The organism is Candidatus Nitrosacidococcus sp. I8 (genome assembly GCF_945836005.1).
Classification (GTDB): domain Bacteria; phylum Pseudomonadota; class Gammaproteobacteria; order Nitrosococcales; family Nitrosococcaceae; genus Nitrosacidococcus.
The window spans coordinates 1,610,187-1,625,322 of record NZ_OX241534.1 but is presented as its reverse complement, the minus strand read 5'-3'; the positions used below and the strand labels follow the sequence as shown (position 1 = coordinate 1,625,322).

Here is a 15,136-nt window from a genome sequence, read left to right as displayed (position 1 = left end):
AATTAAGATTACTCATTATAATAAGGGTAATACAATACCTTCAATAGTTTTTTTATCTAACTCGCCAGCATGGGTATATGTTATTTTTCCATTCCGATCTATAACCACAGTATAGGGTACTACATCTAAACTATTGCCGTAATTTTTAGATACGACTGCATCTGCTCCTTCATCTATAAGGATAGGGTAGTTAATATTATGTTCTTTAACAAATGGCTTAGCCGATTCCATTTTATCAATAGCTACGCCAATTAATTGGAGTCCTTTATTCCCAAATGATTTTTGTAGTTCAATAAAATTAGGGATTTCTCGTAAGCATGGAGGACACCAAGTTGCCCAGAAATTTACAATAACTACTTGTCGATCCCATTCGCTAATATTGTGCTGGATCCCATTTACATCAGGTAGTTGGAAATCAGGGCGATAAGTACCCACTATGGAATACTGCCATTCGCCTCGATGTAAATAGCTGTTCGCAATATAACCGCTGATTACAGCGACTAAGGTGATTATTAAAAACAACGGCCAACGAGCAATCTGATTCAAAACAAAACCTCTCTTTAAATTTTCTGATTATTTTGGTGCATTACTTGCTGTAATTGAGATAAAAATTGTTTTGGAGATGCAATGCCAATAATTCGATATTGTTTCAATTCAGTACCTGTAGGGGTAAAAAATAATATAGAGGGTGGTCCATAAAGTGAAAATTGCTTAAGTAGTTCCTTATCTTTATCGTTATAATCAGTAACATCAGTTTGTAATAGCACTATATTTTTAAGAGCTGCTATTACATTAGGATCTTGAAAAGTAGTTACTTCCATACGCTTACAGTCTACACACCAATCTGCATAAAAATCTAGTATAATATAGCGATCTTTATACTGATCTAGAGCCATTTGTAGTCCTTCAATACCCTTAATAGATTGAAATTTAATACTGTCTTGGGAATCTGTACTAATTACTGCCCCGGATATTCCAGTAGTAAGGCCTTTTAACGGTTGCCATTCAGTACCTTCACCACTTGCCGCACCTATAATTAGCAAAATGCCATAAACTAAGGAAATTAAACCTATACCTTTGCGGAATTTACGCCAACCACTTACATTGGCTTTTAGCACTTCTAATGCACCAAGATATATTGCACTAATTAAAAAGAGTGTACCCCAGAGTAACATAATAAGTGAGTGCGGAAATATACGAGATAAAAGCCAAATAGCAACCATAAGTAGTAATACACCAAAAAAATACTTAATTGGCTGCAACCAAGGTCCCGCTTTAGGCAATAATTTCCCTCCTGAAGTACCTAAAATGAGCAAAGGTGTTCCCATTCCCATACTTAAGGAAAATAAAGCTGATCCCCCTAATAAGGCATTACCACTCTCTCCAATATAAATTAATGCCCCTGCAAGTGGTGGAGCAACACAAGGGCCTACGATTAAGGCTGAAAATAACCCCATTAATCCAGATCCTAATAGGGTTCCTCCTTTTTGTTTTTGGCTTAGGCTATTTAAGCGGCTTTGGATGTTGAGAGGCACTTGTACTTGATATAAGTCAAACATGGAAAGTGCTAATAAGACAAAAACTAAACTTGCACTTATGAGGATAACTGGATGTTGAAATGTTGCTTGTAGATTATTACCCACTAGTCCTGCAATAACACCAACAATGGTATAGGTTAATGCCATCGCAAGCACGTAGGCTAGAGATAATATAAAGCTACGCTTAGTGGTAATGTGCTTACCTTGACCTACAATGATTCCAGATAAAATCGGAATCATAGGAAATACACAAGGAGTAAAGGATAGTAATAGACCAAATCCAAAAAAAGCCACTAATGTAAGCCAGCCTTGGTTGTAAAATAAGGATTGAGCAATACGATCTTGATCAGAAAAAGCTAGAGTAGAATCAAAAGTTTTTTCTATTATTAAGTTTAGATCTTTGTTGGTATTACTTGCATTAATATCTTCGTTAATACTGCTAGGTGGAAGCTCCAAGAGTGTTTTTTCTGTGATCGGAGGGTAGCAAATGCCATGAATTGCCGAGCAGCCTTGGAATGAAGATTCCAAAGTAATTTCTTCTGCTTCTAAATTTTGACGACTTAGTTTAATTGGAATGTGAATCTCTATTTTACCAGAGTAAACTTCTGCAGCCCCCATAAAAGGGTCTTTTTTCGCTTCTCCCTCTGGAAGGGAAATATTAGTAATGTTTACTCCTTGAGAATCTAAAACCTTAAAAGCAAATTTATCTCGATAAAGATAGTAACCCTCAACAATGTTAATTTGAGCAACTAAGGTGCTGTCATCAACTACCTTAGGACTATAAATAAAAGCTTGATCCGATCTGAGTAAAGGAGGTTTTTCTGGCTTTCCTAACCCTAATTGATCTAATAAATTAGCTGTTGCCGAAAAAGTTGCTATTAGCAATAAAGCAAAAACAAAAGATAATTTTTTTATAACTACTGAGATAATGCTTCGTCTATCCATGCAAAATAACCATTTAACCCTACTTCAATAGGCACTGCAATAATCTCAGGGAGATCATAAGGATGCTGTGCCCTAATTAATTCTTCAACTAACGAATAATAGTCTGATCTAGATTTAATCAAAAGCAAACACTCTTCTTCGCATTCAATTTTTCCTTGCCACTTGTATATTGAAATTAGTTTTGGAATAATATTCACACAAGCTGCATACTGTGCATTTACTAAAGAGATAGCTGTTTCTTTAGCTTTCTTGCTATCGGGATATGTAGATAACACTAACTGGTAATTTTTATTATCAATCACCATTTTATATTTTAGAGTAGTTGCTGAATCTATGAAGACTAGGATTCAGAGGATTTACCTATTCCTGATGGCATATGATCTGGATTAGGCCAATCCATATATGGGAAAGGTAACTCCTCAGTATTATAGGTTAAGTACAACAATACATGATAAATGTAGGCAGATACTTGCCTTGCAAATTGAATAGCTCGTTCATTGGTTTTTCCAGTGATTAGATGATGGGCTAGAAGAAATGCAATAATAGTACATACCACCGCAGCAGCAAGGGTATAAGCAGCAGCAAATATTGCCATGAATAAGAAACGCTTCCAAAAGCTAGTATTTTTTAAATTCTGTACCAACCCTTTAGTAAAATCGCTTATTTTATCACTCTCATATGTCATAAATTACGCTCCAAAGTTTCATACTACTAATAGTATTATAACAATCCTATTAGTACAATTTAGAAGGAAAAATATAATATACCTCCGATACTAGGTTTGATAAATATCAAACCGAATGCTTTTACCTTGCAGGGCAAAACTCGGGTTAGGTCCTTTAATAGGAGGTGCTAATCGAGGTCGTTTCACAACTACTCGTTTTTGTGCATATTTTAATGCAACTTCTAGAAGTAAAGGATCATTTTGATCTGTCCCCACTAAATCTTGTAATAGTTGCATCTCCTTTTTGACAAGTGCACTTTTATTTCGTTCTGGAAACATAGGATCCATATAGATAATTTCAGGATAATCTTGCTTATCCATACGGTATATATAATCTATAGAATCCTCATAAATATTAAAAATTCTACAGGTGATTTCAGATAATTCTGGTATTTGATTAGCGCGTTTTAAACCATCTTTAAGTAGTAAGTGCACAATAGGCGATTTTTCTACCATAGAAATCTGGTACCCTAAAGATGCTAAAATAAATCCATCTCTTCCTAAACCTGCAGTAATATCGAGCACCCTAGGGTTTTTTATATTTTTAAGCTTAACAGCACGGGCTATAAGTTCTTTGTTGCTGCTTCTTTTACAACGATAACCTACTGCACCATTTAAAAAATCTACCTTAATAGTTGTTTTTAAATAGGGAGAATAAAGGGCAATATCTTGCTTATTAATAAGTAGTGTTAATGCAGTAAAAGATAAGTGCTGTGTAGGTGGTATAACTAGAGAGGGATAAATTTGATTAGCTATTTTTTGGGCAAGTGCTACTTGTTCATGGCTTTCAGGCTGTATTTCTATAGGAAATCTACAGTCATGATTTGCCATTAGTCGTGATTATTTTAAATAAAATTGCCCTGTACCCCGACTAAGCAAGTGTGATTTAGCACTATATTTTTTAAATTAGCCTTCTCAATATTTGCGTTAGATAAATCACACCATGCTAGGTTAGCACTGTTAAGGTTTGCATTTTGTAAATTGGCTTCATTTAATTTAGCACTATCCAAATTAGCCCCCTGGAGATTTGCACTAGTAAGATCTGCTCTTTTAAGAGAGGCTAAAACAAGACTAGCTCCTTTAAGATTTACATTTGATAGGTTAGTATCTTCTAAACAAGCTAATGTTAAATCAGCCTGTTCAAGGTTGACGCCACTAAGATCTCTACCTCTAAGGATTATTCCCTCTAATTTCGCCTGTTCTCCTTCTTCTCCATTGGATTGAAGCCATTTTTCATGGTTAGTTAAAATAGACTTAAGTTTGTTTTGATGGATTTGAAGATCTTCTTCTTTAATTAATGTAGAGTCCATAAATTTATCGTGTGCTATATATACAGGCTACTATTCTATAGCGATTATAATTATTAAGGTTATTCTAAAAAAGATGGCAGGGTTCACTATTGCTACATGGAACGTAAATTCCATTCGAGTACGCCTTTCTCAAGTATTAGATTGGTTAAAAACTAATCAACCTGATATTTTAGCACTCCAAGAAACAAAAGTGATTGATGAAAGTTTTCCTTGGCAAGATTTTCAAAACATAGGATATCAAGCTTATTATGCTGGGCAAAAAACCTATAATGGGGTTGCTTTTTTAAGTAAGAATCCTTTAGGAAAAATCGCTGCTGATCTCCCTAATCTACAGGATCCCCAAAGAAGAATTCTAGGGGCAATCTATAAAGATATTTATCTTCTCAACCTCTATGTTCCCAATGGAGAGAGGGTAGGATCGGAAAAATATTTTTATAAATTAAGCTGGCTTAGCAGAATAAAAGATTATCTTGAACAATCCCTATACCAATATCCCAAGTTGATTATCTTGGGTGATTTTAATATCGCTCCCACAAATGATGATGTATATAACCCAGTACGGTGGGATGAGAAAATTTTATGTAGTACCCCTGAGAGAGAGAAGCTGAAAGAGATTATAGGTTTGGGATTTTATGATAGTTTCCGCTTATTTATTCAGGAACAAAATTCTTTTAGCTGGTGGGATTATCGGCAAAATAGCTTTATGCATAACCGAGGATTGCGGATCGATCTCATTCTAATTAGTAAGGCATTAATATCCTACTGTAATAGTTGCAGAATAGACAGAGCACCTAGATCATCAGATCGTCCTTCAGATCATACACCTATAGTTTGCTCATTCAATTAAAGTCTTGCGAAGGGATCGTTTATAGTACCAATATAACTTTTTAGCACTTTTATATAACAAAATTTTTTAGAAACTAAAAGTTAGTATATCACAAAAATGGCGGGAACAATCCCGCCATTCTCATTTAAAATAAGAAAAAAATGATTATTTTTCAGCTGCTTCCAGATGAGTAACAGCCTCGGCAGCTGATTTTTTAGCTGCATCAGTATGGCCTGCTTTGGCATGATCGAGAGCATTTTGTAGACTCTTGACTCCAGCCATAGCGTGTGCGTTGTGACCTGCAGCTTTAGCGTGGGTCATTGCCTCTGTTGCATGGGCAGTCACTTCTTCTGAGTTAGCAGCACCAGCTGCAGCTTTAGCATGCTCAACTGCATCAGCTAGATGCTCACCACCTGCATATACGGAAAAGGATAATAATACACCGGCAATTAAACCAATAAGTTTCTTCATAGCTTATATCCCTCTATTAGTGTTGAAAATTCTCTGCCTAATCGTTGCACTTTAGATAAAGTACAGCGAATTTGAATGTACTTAATGAGTCTAGTATAAAAATAATGATACATCAATAAAAGATGTAGCACTTTTACTGCTTATAAAAAGGTATACTATTCTGATTATTTAAGGGATTTTCTCTACTGAAAACAGCCTGAAGCTCAATAATTGGCAAATTGTGCTTGTTACAATTTTATATTTATATCTTCATTATAAGATCAGTAAATTATAAAATTTTTAGAAACTAAACTAGGAATTACACACTATTTTATCAAAATTTACATAAAAAAATGGCGGGAATAATCCCGCCATTTCCCATTTTTCAAATCTAAGAAGAATTAGCTTATAGCTGCTTTTAGATGAGTAGCAGCCTCAGCAGCTGATTTTTTAGCTGCATCAGTATGACCTATTTTGGCATGATCAAGAGCATCTTGTAGGCTTTTTACGCCAGCTGCAGTATGTGGATTGCCGCCTCCAGCCTTAGCATGGGTCATTGCCTCTGTTGCATGGGCAGTCACTTCTTCTGAGGTAGCAGCATTAGCTGCAGCTTTAGCATGTTCAGCTGCATCAGCTACATGCCCACCGGTTGCGTATACAGAAAGAGATAGCAATACACCAGCAATTAAACCAATAAGTTTCTTCATAATTTATACCTTTATTATAAGAGTCAAAAAATCTACTATCTAGTTATTACACCCTTTAAAAGGGCAAAAAATTTCAAACATATCCAAACCAGTTTAGTATAAAAATAATGATATATCAATAAAAGATGTAGTACTTTTACTGCTTATAAAAAGGTATACTGTTTCGTTTATCTCTAAGAATATATTAGCTTTCTTATTGAATTTTTAGGTTATGAAATATAGAGATTTTCGTGATTTTCTAAACAAATTAGAAAAAGAAAAAGAATTAAAACGAATCCGGGTAGAAATAGATCCGTATTTGGAAATGACTGAAATTTGTAGCCGAGCTTTACATAGCAAAGGACCGGCACTGCTTTTTGAAAATCCAAAAAATTCCTCTATACCTGTACTTGGCAATTTATTTGGTACTCCTCGCAGAGTAGCACTTGGAATGGGGGAAAATTCAGTATCTGCTCTTAGGGAGATAGGAGAGTTACTTGCTTTTCTAAAAGCCCCTGATCCTCCTCGGGGGATAAAAGAAGTATGGGAAAACCTACCTATCTTTAAAAAAGTGCTACATATGGCACCTAAAATCGTTAAATCAGCTCCCTGCCAAGAAATTGTCCTTGAAGGATCGGCCGTTGATCTAGGAAAATTTCCTATTCAAACTTGCTGGCCTAAAGATGTAGCCCCTCTGATTACTTGGGGCTTAGTGGTCACCAAAGGCCCCCACAAGCCCCGGCAAAATATGGGTATTTATCGCCAACAAGTGATTGCTCCTAATAAAGTGATTATGCGCTGGCTTGCTCATCGAGGAGGAGCTTTAGATTATCAAGATTGGCAGCGAGTTTATCCAGGAAAATCTTTTCCTATCGTTGTTGTGCTAGGAGCTGACCCTGCCACTATCTTAAGTGCAGTGACCCCAATTCCTGATACTTTATCGGAGTATGCCTTTGCAGGCTTATTACGAGGTTCAAAAACAGAACTCATCTCCTCTTTAGGTAGTGAATTACAAATTCCAGCCAGTGCAGAAATTGTATTAGAAGGTTATTTAAATCCTGGAGAAGAAGCTCCTGAAGGTCCCTTTGGGGATCACACGGGATATTATAATGAGGTAGAATCTTTTCCTGTTTTTACGATTGAGCGTATTACTCATCGCCATAATCCTATCTATCATAGCACTTACACTGGTCGCCCTCCAGATGAGCCAGCTATTTTAGGTGTTGCACTTAACGAAGTTTTTATCCCTATTCTGCAGCGGCAATTTCCAGAAATCACTGATTTTTATCTACCTCCAGAAGGATGTTCCTATCGGATGGCTGTAGTTACGATGAAAAAACAATATCCTGGTCATGCAAAGCGGGTTATGTTTGGGGTTTGGTCTTTTTTACGTCAATTCATGTATACAAAATTTGTAATTGTGACTGATGATGATATTAATGCTAGGGATTGGAAAGATGTAATTTGGGCAATGACTACTCGTATAGATCCAGCACGAGACTGCACTATTATTGAAGATACGCCAATTGACTACTTAGATTTTGCCTCACCTGTTTCAGGATTAGGGTCAAAAATTGGTTTTGATGCCACTCATAAATGGCAAGGAGAAACAACCAGAGAATGGGGAGAGGCTATTGTTATGAGTAAAGAGGTAAGACAAAAAATAGATAACATTTGGAATCAATTGGGGCTGTAAGAGATTTCTATAAAATATTTTTTTTAGTTTTAAATTTCATATATAAGATCTCATGTTTTCTATTCATCCTCCTTGGGAAATACGTCTTGCTATTTTTGTTGCAAAGTTATTCCATAATAGTTGGATTAACCCTAATCATATTACGACACTACGTTTTACTACAGGGATAGGTTCTGCATTTTTATTTAGTGGAGGAGAGTATCTTTATCTTGCAGCTTGGCTATGGATTCTAACTGGATTTCTTGATCATGTGGATGGAGAACTGGCTAGAATCAGTGGTAAACAATCCAATTTTGGGCATTTTTATGATCTAACAGTAGATGCAATCACTACTACTGTTTTATTTTTAGGCATTGGTTGGGGACTTAGTAATTCCTATTTAGGACAGTGGGCTCCTGTTATGGGATTGTTAGAAGGTATCGCAATTGCAGCAACCTTTCTAATTCGTAATGTAATTGAGCAAAAAGCAGGGAAAGAGGCAATTAAACTTCCTAATTTTTTCGGTTTTGAAGCAGAAGATGCTTTATATTCACTTCTTATTTTCGTCTGGCTTGATAAACTACCTTTAATAGTATGGATAGGCGTTTTTTTGATGCCATGTATTCTGATAGCAGTTAGCTGGCAGTACCTAAATATGAAAAAAAATAGTGAAGTTAAAAAATAAATTATCCTTTATAGGGTTGCCCATCCACAGTAATCAATCTATCTAAGCGAATGAATTGGTTTGAACCAAGTAATATAAATTCTTCTTTATTCTTTGTATAAATATCTACGATTTTATCATTTACTTCTAAGCTGCCTCCATTTTCTTCTTGGTAAACAATAGAGCAAGACTTACCATAAGTAGCGAGTATTTCTAGGCGATCATGAAGATCGCAACTAATAGGAATATAACCTGACACATTATCTCCAATAATACATTGGTGCCCCGAACACGATTCGAACGTGTGACCTTCCCCTTAGGAGGGGGACGCTCTATCCATCTGAGCTACCGGGGCTAATTTTCCAAAAAAATAATATATTTAAAATTTTACCCTATGCATGCTATGGAATGAAGAGGGGAGTTTTACTTAAGCCAAATCTGATTCAAGTACTTTTAAATGTCTAAATTCAGGATGACTTAATATAGTAGATATAACATAGTATATAAAAGGAGATGGCTATGAAACAAAAAACTATCCTACTCCTATTATTAAGCTTATTTTTCTTATCTTCTGTTCAAGCAGGTAATTTTTTCTACAGCAGTTTCTTTTTCTTTGGCTGGGGTTATCCAGTAGGAATATATAATCCGTTTTTTTGGAGCTACCCAGGAACCCTACCTTTTGGTTACCCAATGGGTTATGGTTACCAGAGGCAAAGACCAAGGGGGATTACCCAAAAAGAGCGTTTACAGGAGCTCCAATACCAACAAACGCTACTAGAGCGCACTACAGCAAAAGTAAAAGCACAAGCAGCATTGCTTAAAGAAACTAAGCAAACCTATATAGAAAATACTATTCCTGAGAGCTGTATTTATCACCCTAATGACGAAACCATTACTTGTCCACAAGGCTACCATGGCTTAATGGAAGAAGTCACTTTAAGACAAGCTCAAGCGATGAGAGAATAGATTTCCTTAAGGAAATAACTGTGTTGTATTAAGCCTTTTTATGCCGATTTAACAAATCAATCTTTCAGCCTTAGACAGTGATTAAATTATTTAAAGAAGAGAGACAATCGGCTATTTTTTATTGCTCCCCAAGTCAGGTAAAAGAATATTAAATCCTTCTAGCAGGGTTAAAGAAATATTTGATTGATCAATCCTTGCTTTAATTTTAAGAATAAACAAATCATTATTAGTGCTTGATTTATATTAGCTGATAGAATTTCTTTATCAACTGAAACCAGAAGATCGTCTAAGTCCTTTGTCGTTTTGGTATGCAGATAATGTGGATGATGTGCTGGAATTTGAAAAACAGATGCGCCGCAAGGTGCATTACGTGATCCAGCCCGCGTATCTATGGAGCAGCATTGCCGAGATGGCACGCACGCAAAACGGCGAGTTGCTGCACACGCTGCAAAATGGTTTTGATTACATCGAGAACGAATCCTTCGCCAGCACCTTCGATGGCTTGTTCTCCGAGATCAATCTGAATTCGGAAAAATTGGGCAAAGACTACACCGCGCGCAATGCCACGCTGTGCACGGTGATCAAGGCGATTGCCGATGGGCTGGAAAAATTCTCGACCGACAAGGATACGCTGGGCGATGCCTATGAATACCTGATTGGCCAGTTTGCCGCAGGCAGTGGCAAGAAGGCCGGTGAGTTTTACACGCCGCAGCAGATTTCCAGCATCCTTTCGGGTATCGTCACGCTGGACAGTCAGGAACCCGCCACCGGCCAAAAGAAGCATCTGGAAAGCGTGTTCGATTTCGCCTGCGGCTCGGGCTCCTTACTGCTGAATGTGCGCCACCGCATGGGCCCGCACGGCATCGGCAAAATTGTGGGGCAGGAAAAGAACATCACCACCTACAACCTCGCACGCATGAACATGCTGCTGCACGGGGTGAAGGATTCCGAGTTCGAGATTTACCACGGTGACACGCTGACCAACGAGTGGGACAGCCTGCGTGAAATGAACCCCGCCAAGCAGCCAAGATTTGATGCCGTGGTGGCCAACCCGCCGTTCAGCTACCGCTGGGAGCCAAGCGAGGCGTTGGGCGATGATATGCGCTTCAAGAACTACGGCCTGGCACCCAAGTCTGCGGCGGATTTTGCCTTCTTGCTGCACGGCTTCCACTTCCTGAAGCAAGATGGGGTGATGGCCATCATCCTGCCCCACGGCGTGCTGTTCCGTGGCGGTGCGGAAGAACGCATTCGTACCAAGCTGCTAAAGGATGGCCACATCGACACGGTGATCGGCCTGCCTGCTAACTTGTTTTTCTCCACCGGCATTCCGGTGTGCATCTTGGTGCTGAAGAAATGCAAGAAGCCCGATGACGTACTGTTTATCAATGCTGCCCAATACTTTGAGAAGGGCAAGCGGCAAAACCGTTTACTGCCCGAGCATATCGACAAGATTCTTGATACCTACCAACACCGCCGCAAAGAAGATCGTTACTCGATGCGCGTGTCGATGGAACGCATTGAAAAGGAAGGCTACAACCTGAATATATCGCGCTACGTAAGTACGGCAGAGGTTGAGGCAGCAATTGACCTAGCTGATACGCACCAGCAGTTAGTGGACATTGAGCAAGCAATTGTGAGAAGCAAGGATAAGCACAACGCATTTTTGAAAGAATTGGGATTATCTTTACTGCCGTGATGAGCTATCGGAGCTTAAATCCAGAAAGATATAGATAGTGTTAATTTGGCAAGAACCTTGATCGGTTATCTGAACAACTAGAAGAAAAGTTATCGGCAGTTGCCTAGTGGGTGTTCACCACCTATCCGAATAGATGCTAGGAGCAGCATGCCAACAGTTGGGGACTGCCCCAAGTCCGTTGCAATACGACCCGAACCAGTATTAGTACTAAGAAATATGGGTAAAAAAATCAATCAGGCTTGGTTAATTTCTTAAAAAGTGGTGGAGTCGAGGAGGATCGAACTCCCGACCTTCGCATTGCGAACGCGACGCTCTCCCAACTGAGCTACGACCCCAACCGTGTAAAAGGTAAGTATACCGTAATATTACCTATATTTTTTTGCTTTTAAAACTGCATCTCTCGCAATAAAGAGTAGTCTATACTGAGTATAGTGAAAATAATCTACTATGAATAATCTCTAAGTTTTGCCTAAAAAAATAGGGATTAAAATTTAACCCTATCATTCTGGATATCCCTATATGACTAAGTTAAATAAATTAGCTATGCTCTTAAGTATCGCTACCACTTTAAATCTAGCCTCTACTACCCAAGCAGCACAATGGAATCTTTTATGTCCTGAAACGGATTCCTGTATCGGTCCTCAAGTTTTTCTTAATGGGGTAATGATATCCACTTTTCAAGCACCGGCATTATCGCCCTTTATCAATATAAATAGTGCTTGGCTACAGTATTCTAATGATTTTCGAAGCAGCGATACCAGTGATACGGATCAATATCGCCCACAAGGAATATTTGAGATTAACTCGCCTCAAACGACTATAAATCCGCTTATCTCTGTGCCTTCATCTGACAGTCCTGATGTTCTCATCTCTGATGCCAATGCGATAGCAGGAGCAGATGGAAACAGCCTTGTTTTTAGCATTGGAGGAATGGATACTTATTCCTCTATGGGAGAGCTTATTGATCACACCCCAATATTCTCTGATCTTGATCCATCCTATGTAAACGGATCAGGTCTTACTGCTCCACCTGTAAAAGTTGGCAATTCTTTTTTTATAGGCATTGTTGGTGTAGCTCGTGGTGATCAATATATGTACCATAGCTTGGATAATGGTCAAACTTGGCAAGGAGGAGAAACCCAAAAAGCAAGCGATGGAAGCAATCTTCTTATTGGCAACGATCGCTATAATTTATTAGCTAATCCAGAAGGGACAGGATTATGGGCGAATGTTGCAGAATTTAATGGTTTGGGAGCAGTAGGGCTTTGGGAGTCTACCGATTTAGGTGCTACTTGGAATCAAATAGATGACGGCAGCTTTCCAAAAAACACGGTACGAATAGTCCTAGATCCTAATAATCCTCAAATTGTTTATGCCCTTTCTAATCAAGGGTTATATCAAAGCCAAGATAGGGGGGTATCGTGGCAATTAACCACTTTAAAAAAATCTGTTTATGGGCTAGCTTTTATTCCCCAAGAGCCCCCCTTAAAGTCTATGATGGTTGCTGGTATTGATAAAGGGATTATGGTAAGTACTGATCCTTCGGGAGATTGGAAAGGGATGAACAAGGGATTGTTGAGAATTCCACACAGTATTACTAATGCCAATGGATTGCTGATTGCTACTAGTGCTGCAGGTTATTTTACCTGCTCTCAAGTAGACTGTTTTGGAAATCGGCAACCTGTACCAAAAGATGAAATATCTGACATATATAAACTGATTCCATATGTCCGACCTAGTGTGTCTGGTATAACACCAGAGACAGAAATTACCGTAACTGAATTCTATAATTCAGATATAGATCGGTACTCCATGACTACAGAGCCGGAATCTATAGGAGCAAATTGGATACCTACCGGTCAAAATTTTACCGCTTGGCGAGTACTGGGCAGCACAGTAGGGTCTTATGTGTGTGAATTTTACGGCTCAGTTTTTCCAGGGCCGAATAGTCATTATTGGACTATTTCTCCAAGTGACTGTAATCAGCTCTTAGAGCTACAAGAGAAAACTCCAGCAGATATGCCTCGGTGGAATTTTGTGAAGTATCCTTTTATGGCAGTTCCTGCACAAATAGAAAGTGGTGTGCAATCTTGCCCTAATTCTTATACAACTGTGTATCTGGCTTATAATAACGGTCCTGCTTTAGGTAAAGAACCAGCCTTTCGTTATGTAACTAACCACTCTGTCCTTGAGCCTTTATTTAATGAGGGTTGGATAGATGCAGGAATTGCTTTTTGTGTAGATTCATGAATAAAAAAGTCAAAGATCTTTGTAGTAATAAAAAATTCTATTACAAGTGAGGGTCTAGGAAAACAGGCAGTTTCTAGTTTTTACTTATGTTGCAGGGTTTGGGTTTTTTAAAAAATTTTTACTTCCGCTCAATTAGCTCAATTTTATAACCATCTGGATCTTCTACAAAGGCAATCACTGTCGTACCGTGTTTCATAGGCCCAACCTCCCGAACCACATTACCTCCTTGTTTTCTAATTTCATCGCAGGCCTTTGCTGCATTATCTACTGCAATAGCTACATGACCAAAACCATCTCCAATATTATATTTTTCTGTATCCCAGTTGTGAGTTAGCTCTAGCACCGTATGATTTACCTCATCTCCATAGCCCACAAAAGCAAGAGTAAATCGTCCTTCAAGGTAATCGTGTTGTCTTAGGAGCTTCATCCCTAAAATTTCTGTATAAAATTTAATGGATCGCCCTAAGTTACCTACCCGTAGCATAGTATGTAAAATACGCATGGCATTTATTCTCCAAAAAAACTATTTTTTAGTGCTTAACCCAAGATTATGCCAAATCGCAAGGGTGGGTTCTGCACGATTTAGGGTATAAAAATGCAAGCCGGGCGCCCCTGCATCGAGGAGTTGTTGGCAAAGATGGCTTAATACATCAGTAGTAAAAGAAAGTAATGCTTCGTCTTCACCTTCACTAAAATTTTCTAGTCGCTTCCGTAGCCAACGAGGAATTTCTGCCCCGCAGATATCAGAAAACCGAGCGAGCTGTGGATAATGGTGAATAGGCATAATACCAGGAACAATAGGGATAGAGATTCCTAAGTCTAAGCAGCAGTCTACAAAACGAAGATAAGCATCTACGTTATAAAAGTATTGCGTTACTGCACCATTTGCTCCTGCATCTACTTTGCGCTTAAAGTTAATAAGATCTGTTTGAGCAGATTTTGCTTGAGGATGCACCTCTGGATAAGCACCCACTTCAATATGGAAATAATCTCCAGTTTGCGCTCGGATAAATTCCACTAAATGGTTTGCGTAATGGAAATCTCCATAATCAACGGTACCAGAAGGTAAATCTCCTCGTAGGGCAACTACATGACTAACTCCATGCTGCTTATAAGCAGTTAGGATGTTCTTAATCTCGCTGCGACTAGCACCAATACAGGAGAGGTGGGGAGCAGATTCAATCTTGCTCCCCTGATCTTTTCCTTGAATCTCAAGTACTGTCTCAAAAGTTCGATCCCGAGTAGAACCTCCCGCACCAAAAGTAACTGAGTAGTAACGAGGACCAATAATTGAGAGTTGCCCTCTTACTTCCTTTAATTTGGCGATCCCTTTTTCAGTTCTAGGAGGGAAAAACTCGCAGCTAAAGACTAAATCTTTTTTCTTTTGAGCACTCATATAGTTTATC

17 protein-coding genes and 2 tRNA genes are annotated in these 15,136 nt (G+C 38.4%); 6 read left to right on the top strand and 13 right to left on the bottom strand.

Annotated features, from left to right (window positions below):
* Positions 1 to 15: 15 nt before the first annotated feature.
* The 6 genes from OOL07_RS08010 to OOL07_RS07985 form a co-directional block, all read right to left on the bottom strand.
* The gene (locus tag OOL07_RS08010) at positions 16 to 546 is read right to left on the bottom strand and encodes a peroxiredoxin family protein (RefSeq protein ID WP_264696026.1); all 531 of its coding nucleotides are present in this window, start codon (positions 544 to 546) and stop codon (positions 16 to 18) included.
* A 14-nt stretch (positions 547 to 560) separates the two neighbouring features.
* Complete coding sequence (gene dsbD, locus OOL07_RS08005; RefSeq protein ID WP_264696025.1) at positions 561 to 2,483, bottom strand: protein-disulfide reductase DsbD; 1,923 nt, start codon at positions 2,481 to 2,483, stop codon at positions 561 to 563.
* Positions 2,456 to 2,788 (bottom strand): divalent-cation tolerance protein CutA, encoded by a 333-nt coding sequence (cutA, locus tag OOL07_RS08000; RefSeq protein WP_264696024.1) that lies wholly within the window; start codon positions 2,786 to 2,788, stop codon positions 2,456 to 2,458. Before cutA ends, dsbD begins: the two co-directional genes overlap by 28 nt.
* Before the next feature lie 35 nt (positions 2,789 to 2,823).
* Complete coding sequence (locus OOL07_RS07995; RefSeq protein WP_264696023.1) at positions 2,824 to 3,168, bottom strand: DUF4389 domain-containing protein; 345 nt, start codon at positions 3,166 to 3,168, stop codon at positions 2,824 to 2,826.
* Positions 3,169 to 3,258: 90 nt separating this feature from the next.
* Positions 3,259 to 4,038, bottom strand: coding sequence for a class I SAM-dependent methyltransferase (locus OOL07_RS07990; RefSeq protein WP_264696022.1), 780 nt, complete (start codon positions 4,036 to 4,038; stop codon positions 3,259 to 3,261).
* 14 nt (positions 4,039 to 4,052) lie between these two features.
* Complete coding sequence (locus OOL07_RS07985) at positions 4,053 to 4,517, bottom strand: pentapeptide repeat-containing protein (protein WP_264696021.1); 465 nt, start codon at positions 4,515 to 4,517, stop codon at positions 4,053 to 4,055.
* A 73-nt stretch (positions 4,518 to 4,590) separates the two neighbouring features.
* Between OOL07_RS07985 and xth the strand changes: the two genes are divergently transcribed.
* Positions 4,591 to 5,364 (top strand): exodeoxyribonuclease III, encoded by a 774-nt coding sequence (gene xth, locus OOL07_RS07980; RefSeq protein WP_264696020.1) that lies wholly within the window; start codon positions 4,591 to 4,593, stop codon positions 5,362 to 5,364.
* A gap of 144 nt (positions 5,365 to 5,508) precedes the next feature.
* Here the strand turns inward: xth and smbP (OOL07_RS07975) are convergent, their stop codons facing one another.
* Together smbP (OOL07_RS07975) and smbP (OOL07_RS07970) are read right to left on the bottom strand one after the other, a co-directional pair.
* Positions 5,509 to 5,814, bottom strand: a complete 306-nt coding sequence (smbP, locus tag OOL07_RS07975) for a small metal-binding protein SmbP (RefSeq protein ID WP_264696019.1) — start codon at positions 5,812 to 5,814, stop codon at positions 5,509 to 5,511.
* Between the two features lie 380 nt (positions 5,815 to 6,194).
* Entirely contained in the window at positions 6,195 to 6,500 is a 306-nt protein-coding gene (smbP, locus tag OOL07_RS07970; RefSeq protein WP_264696017.1) for a small metal-binding protein SmbP, read from the bottom strand.
* A gap of 211 nt (positions 6,501 to 6,711) precedes the next feature.
* Between smbP (OOL07_RS07970) and ubiD the strand changes: the two genes are divergently transcribed.
* The gene (gene ubiD / locus OOL07_RS07965; protein ID WP_264696016.1) at positions 6,712 to 8,175 is read left to right on the top strand and encodes a 4-hydroxy-3-polyprenylbenzoate decarboxylase; all 1,464 of its coding nucleotides are present in this window, start codon (positions 6,712 to 6,714) and stop codon (positions 8,173 to 8,175) included.
* A 52-nt stretch (positions 8,176 to 8,227) separates the two neighbouring features.
* On the top strand, positions 8,228 to 8,839 hold the full coding sequence (locus tag OOL07_RS07960) for a CDP-alcohol phosphatidyltransferase family protein (RefSeq protein WP_264696015.1): 612 nt from the start codon (positions 8,228 to 8,230) through the stop codon (positions 8,837 to 8,839).
* A gap of 1 nt (position 8,840) precedes the next feature.
* Here OOL07_RS07960 and OOL07_RS07955 read toward each other — a convergent pair whose 3' ends face one another.
* A complete protein-coding gene (locus OOL07_RS07955; protein WP_264696014.1) occupies positions 8,841 to 9,077 on the bottom strand; it encodes a Rho-binding antiterminator in 237 nt (78 codons plus the stop codon).
* A 19-nt stretch (positions 9,078 to 9,096) separates the two neighbouring features.
* Positions 9,097 to 9,173: transfer RNA gene (locus OOL07_RS07950), tRNA-Arg, on the bottom strand.
* A 164-nt stretch (positions 9,174 to 9,337) separates the two neighbouring features.
* On the opposite strand from OOL07_RS07950, the gene OOL07_RS07945 reads away from it, so the two are divergent.
* Both OOL07_RS07945 and OOL07_RS07940 read left to right on the top strand, forming a co-directional pair.
* Positions 9,338 to 9,784, top strand: a complete 447-nt coding sequence (locus tag OOL07_RS07945; RefSeq protein WP_264696013.1) for a hypothetical protein — start codon at positions 9,338 to 9,340, stop codon at positions 9,782 to 9,784.
* Between the two features lie 247 nt (positions 9,785 to 10,031).
* A complete protein-coding gene (locus OOL07_RS07940) occupies positions 10,032 to 11,480 on the top strand; it encodes a type I restriction-modification system subunit M (protein WP_319804049.1) in 1,449 nt (482 codons plus the stop codon).
* A 259-nt stretch (positions 11,481 to 11,739) separates the two neighbouring features.
* Here OOL07_RS07940 and OOL07_RS07935 read toward each other — a convergent pair.
* Positions 11,740 to 11,815: transfer RNA gene (locus tag OOL07_RS07935), tRNA-Ala, on the bottom strand.
* Positions 11,816 to 11,999: 184 nt separating this feature from the next.
* Between OOL07_RS07935 and OOL07_RS07930 the strand changes: the two genes are divergently transcribed.
* Positions 12,000 to 13,730, top strand: coding sequence for a WD40/YVTN/BNR-like repeat-containing protein (locus OOL07_RS07930; RefSeq protein WP_264696012.1), 1,731 nt, complete (start codon positions 12,000 to 12,002; stop codon positions 13,728 to 13,730).
* A 118-nt stretch (positions 13,731 to 13,848) separates the two neighbouring features.
* Here the strand turns inward: OOL07_RS07930 and gloA are convergent, their stop codons facing one another.
* Positions 13,849 to 14,232, bottom strand: coding sequence for a lactoylglutathione lyase (gene gloA / locus OOL07_RS07925; RefSeq protein WP_264696011.1), 384 nt, complete (start codon positions 14,230 to 14,232; stop codon positions 13,849 to 13,851).
* A 21-nt stretch (positions 14,233 to 14,253) separates the two neighbouring features.
* Positions 14,254 to 15,126, bottom strand: coding sequence for a methylenetetrahydrofolate reductase [NAD(P)H] (metF, locus tag OOL07_RS07920; RefSeq protein ID WP_264696010.1), 873 nt, complete (start codon positions 15,124 to 15,126; stop codon positions 14,254 to 14,256).
* Positions 15,127 to 15,136: the final 10 nt, after the last annotated feature.

What these genes read in the sequence shown, in the direction of transcription:
- metF (WP_264696010.1), bottom strand. Translation starts at nt 15,126, where the DNA reads ATGAGTGCTCAAAAGAAAAAAGATTTAGTCTTTAGCTGCGAGTTTTTC.
- OOL07_RS07945 (WP_264696013.1), top strand. Translation starts at nt 9,338, where the DNA reads ATGAAACAAAAAACTATCCTACTCCTATTATTAAGCTTATTTTTCTTA.
- dsbD (WP_264696025.1), bottom strand. Translation starts at nt 2,483, where the DNA reads ATGGATAGACGAAGCATTATCTCAGTAGTTATAAAAAAATTATCTTTT.
- cutA (WP_264696024.1), bottom strand. Translation starts at nt 2,788, where the DNA reads ATGGTGATTGATAATAAAAATTACCAGTTAGTGTTATCTACATATCCC.
- OOL07_RS07985 (WP_264696021.1), bottom strand. Translation starts at nt 4,517, where the DNA reads ATGGACTCTACATTAATTAAAGAAGAAGATCTTCAAATCCATCAAAAC.
- ubiD (WP_264696016.1), top strand. Translation starts at nt 6,712, where the DNA reads ATGAAATATAGAGATTTTCGTGATTTTCTAAACAAATTAGAAAAAGAA.
- OOL07_RS07960 (WP_264696015.1), top strand. Translation starts at nt 8,228, where the DNA reads ATGTTTTCTATTCATCCTCCTTGGGAAATACGTCTTGCTATTTTTGTT.
- OOL07_RS07930 (WP_264696012.1), top strand. Translation starts at nt 12,000, where the DNA reads ATGACTAAGTTAAATAAATTAGCTATGCTCTTAAGTATCGCTACCACT.
- smbP (WP_264696017.1), bottom strand. Translation starts at nt 6,500, where the DNA reads ATGAAGAAACTTATTGGTTTAATTGCTGGTGTATTGCTATCTCTTTCT.
- xth (WP_264696020.1), top strand. Translation starts at nt 4,591, where the DNA reads ATGGCAGGGTTCACTATTGCTACATGGAACGTAAATTCCATTCGAGTA.
- smbP (WP_264696019.1), bottom strand. Translation starts at nt 5,814, where the DNA reads ATGAAGAAACTTATTGGTTTAATTGCCGGTGTATTATTATCCTTTTCC.
- OOL07_RS07995 (WP_264696023.1), bottom strand. Translation starts at nt 3,168, where the DNA reads ATGACATATGAGAGTGATAAAATAAGCGATTTTACTAAAGGGTTGGTA.
- gloA (WP_264696011.1), bottom strand. Translation starts at nt 14,232, where the DNA reads ATGCGTATTTTACATACTATGCTACGGGTAGGTAACTTAGGGCGATCC.
- OOL07_RS07990 (WP_264696022.1), bottom strand. Translation starts at nt 4,038, where the DNA reads ATGGCAAATCATGACTGTAGATTTCCTATAGAAATACAGCCTGAAAGC.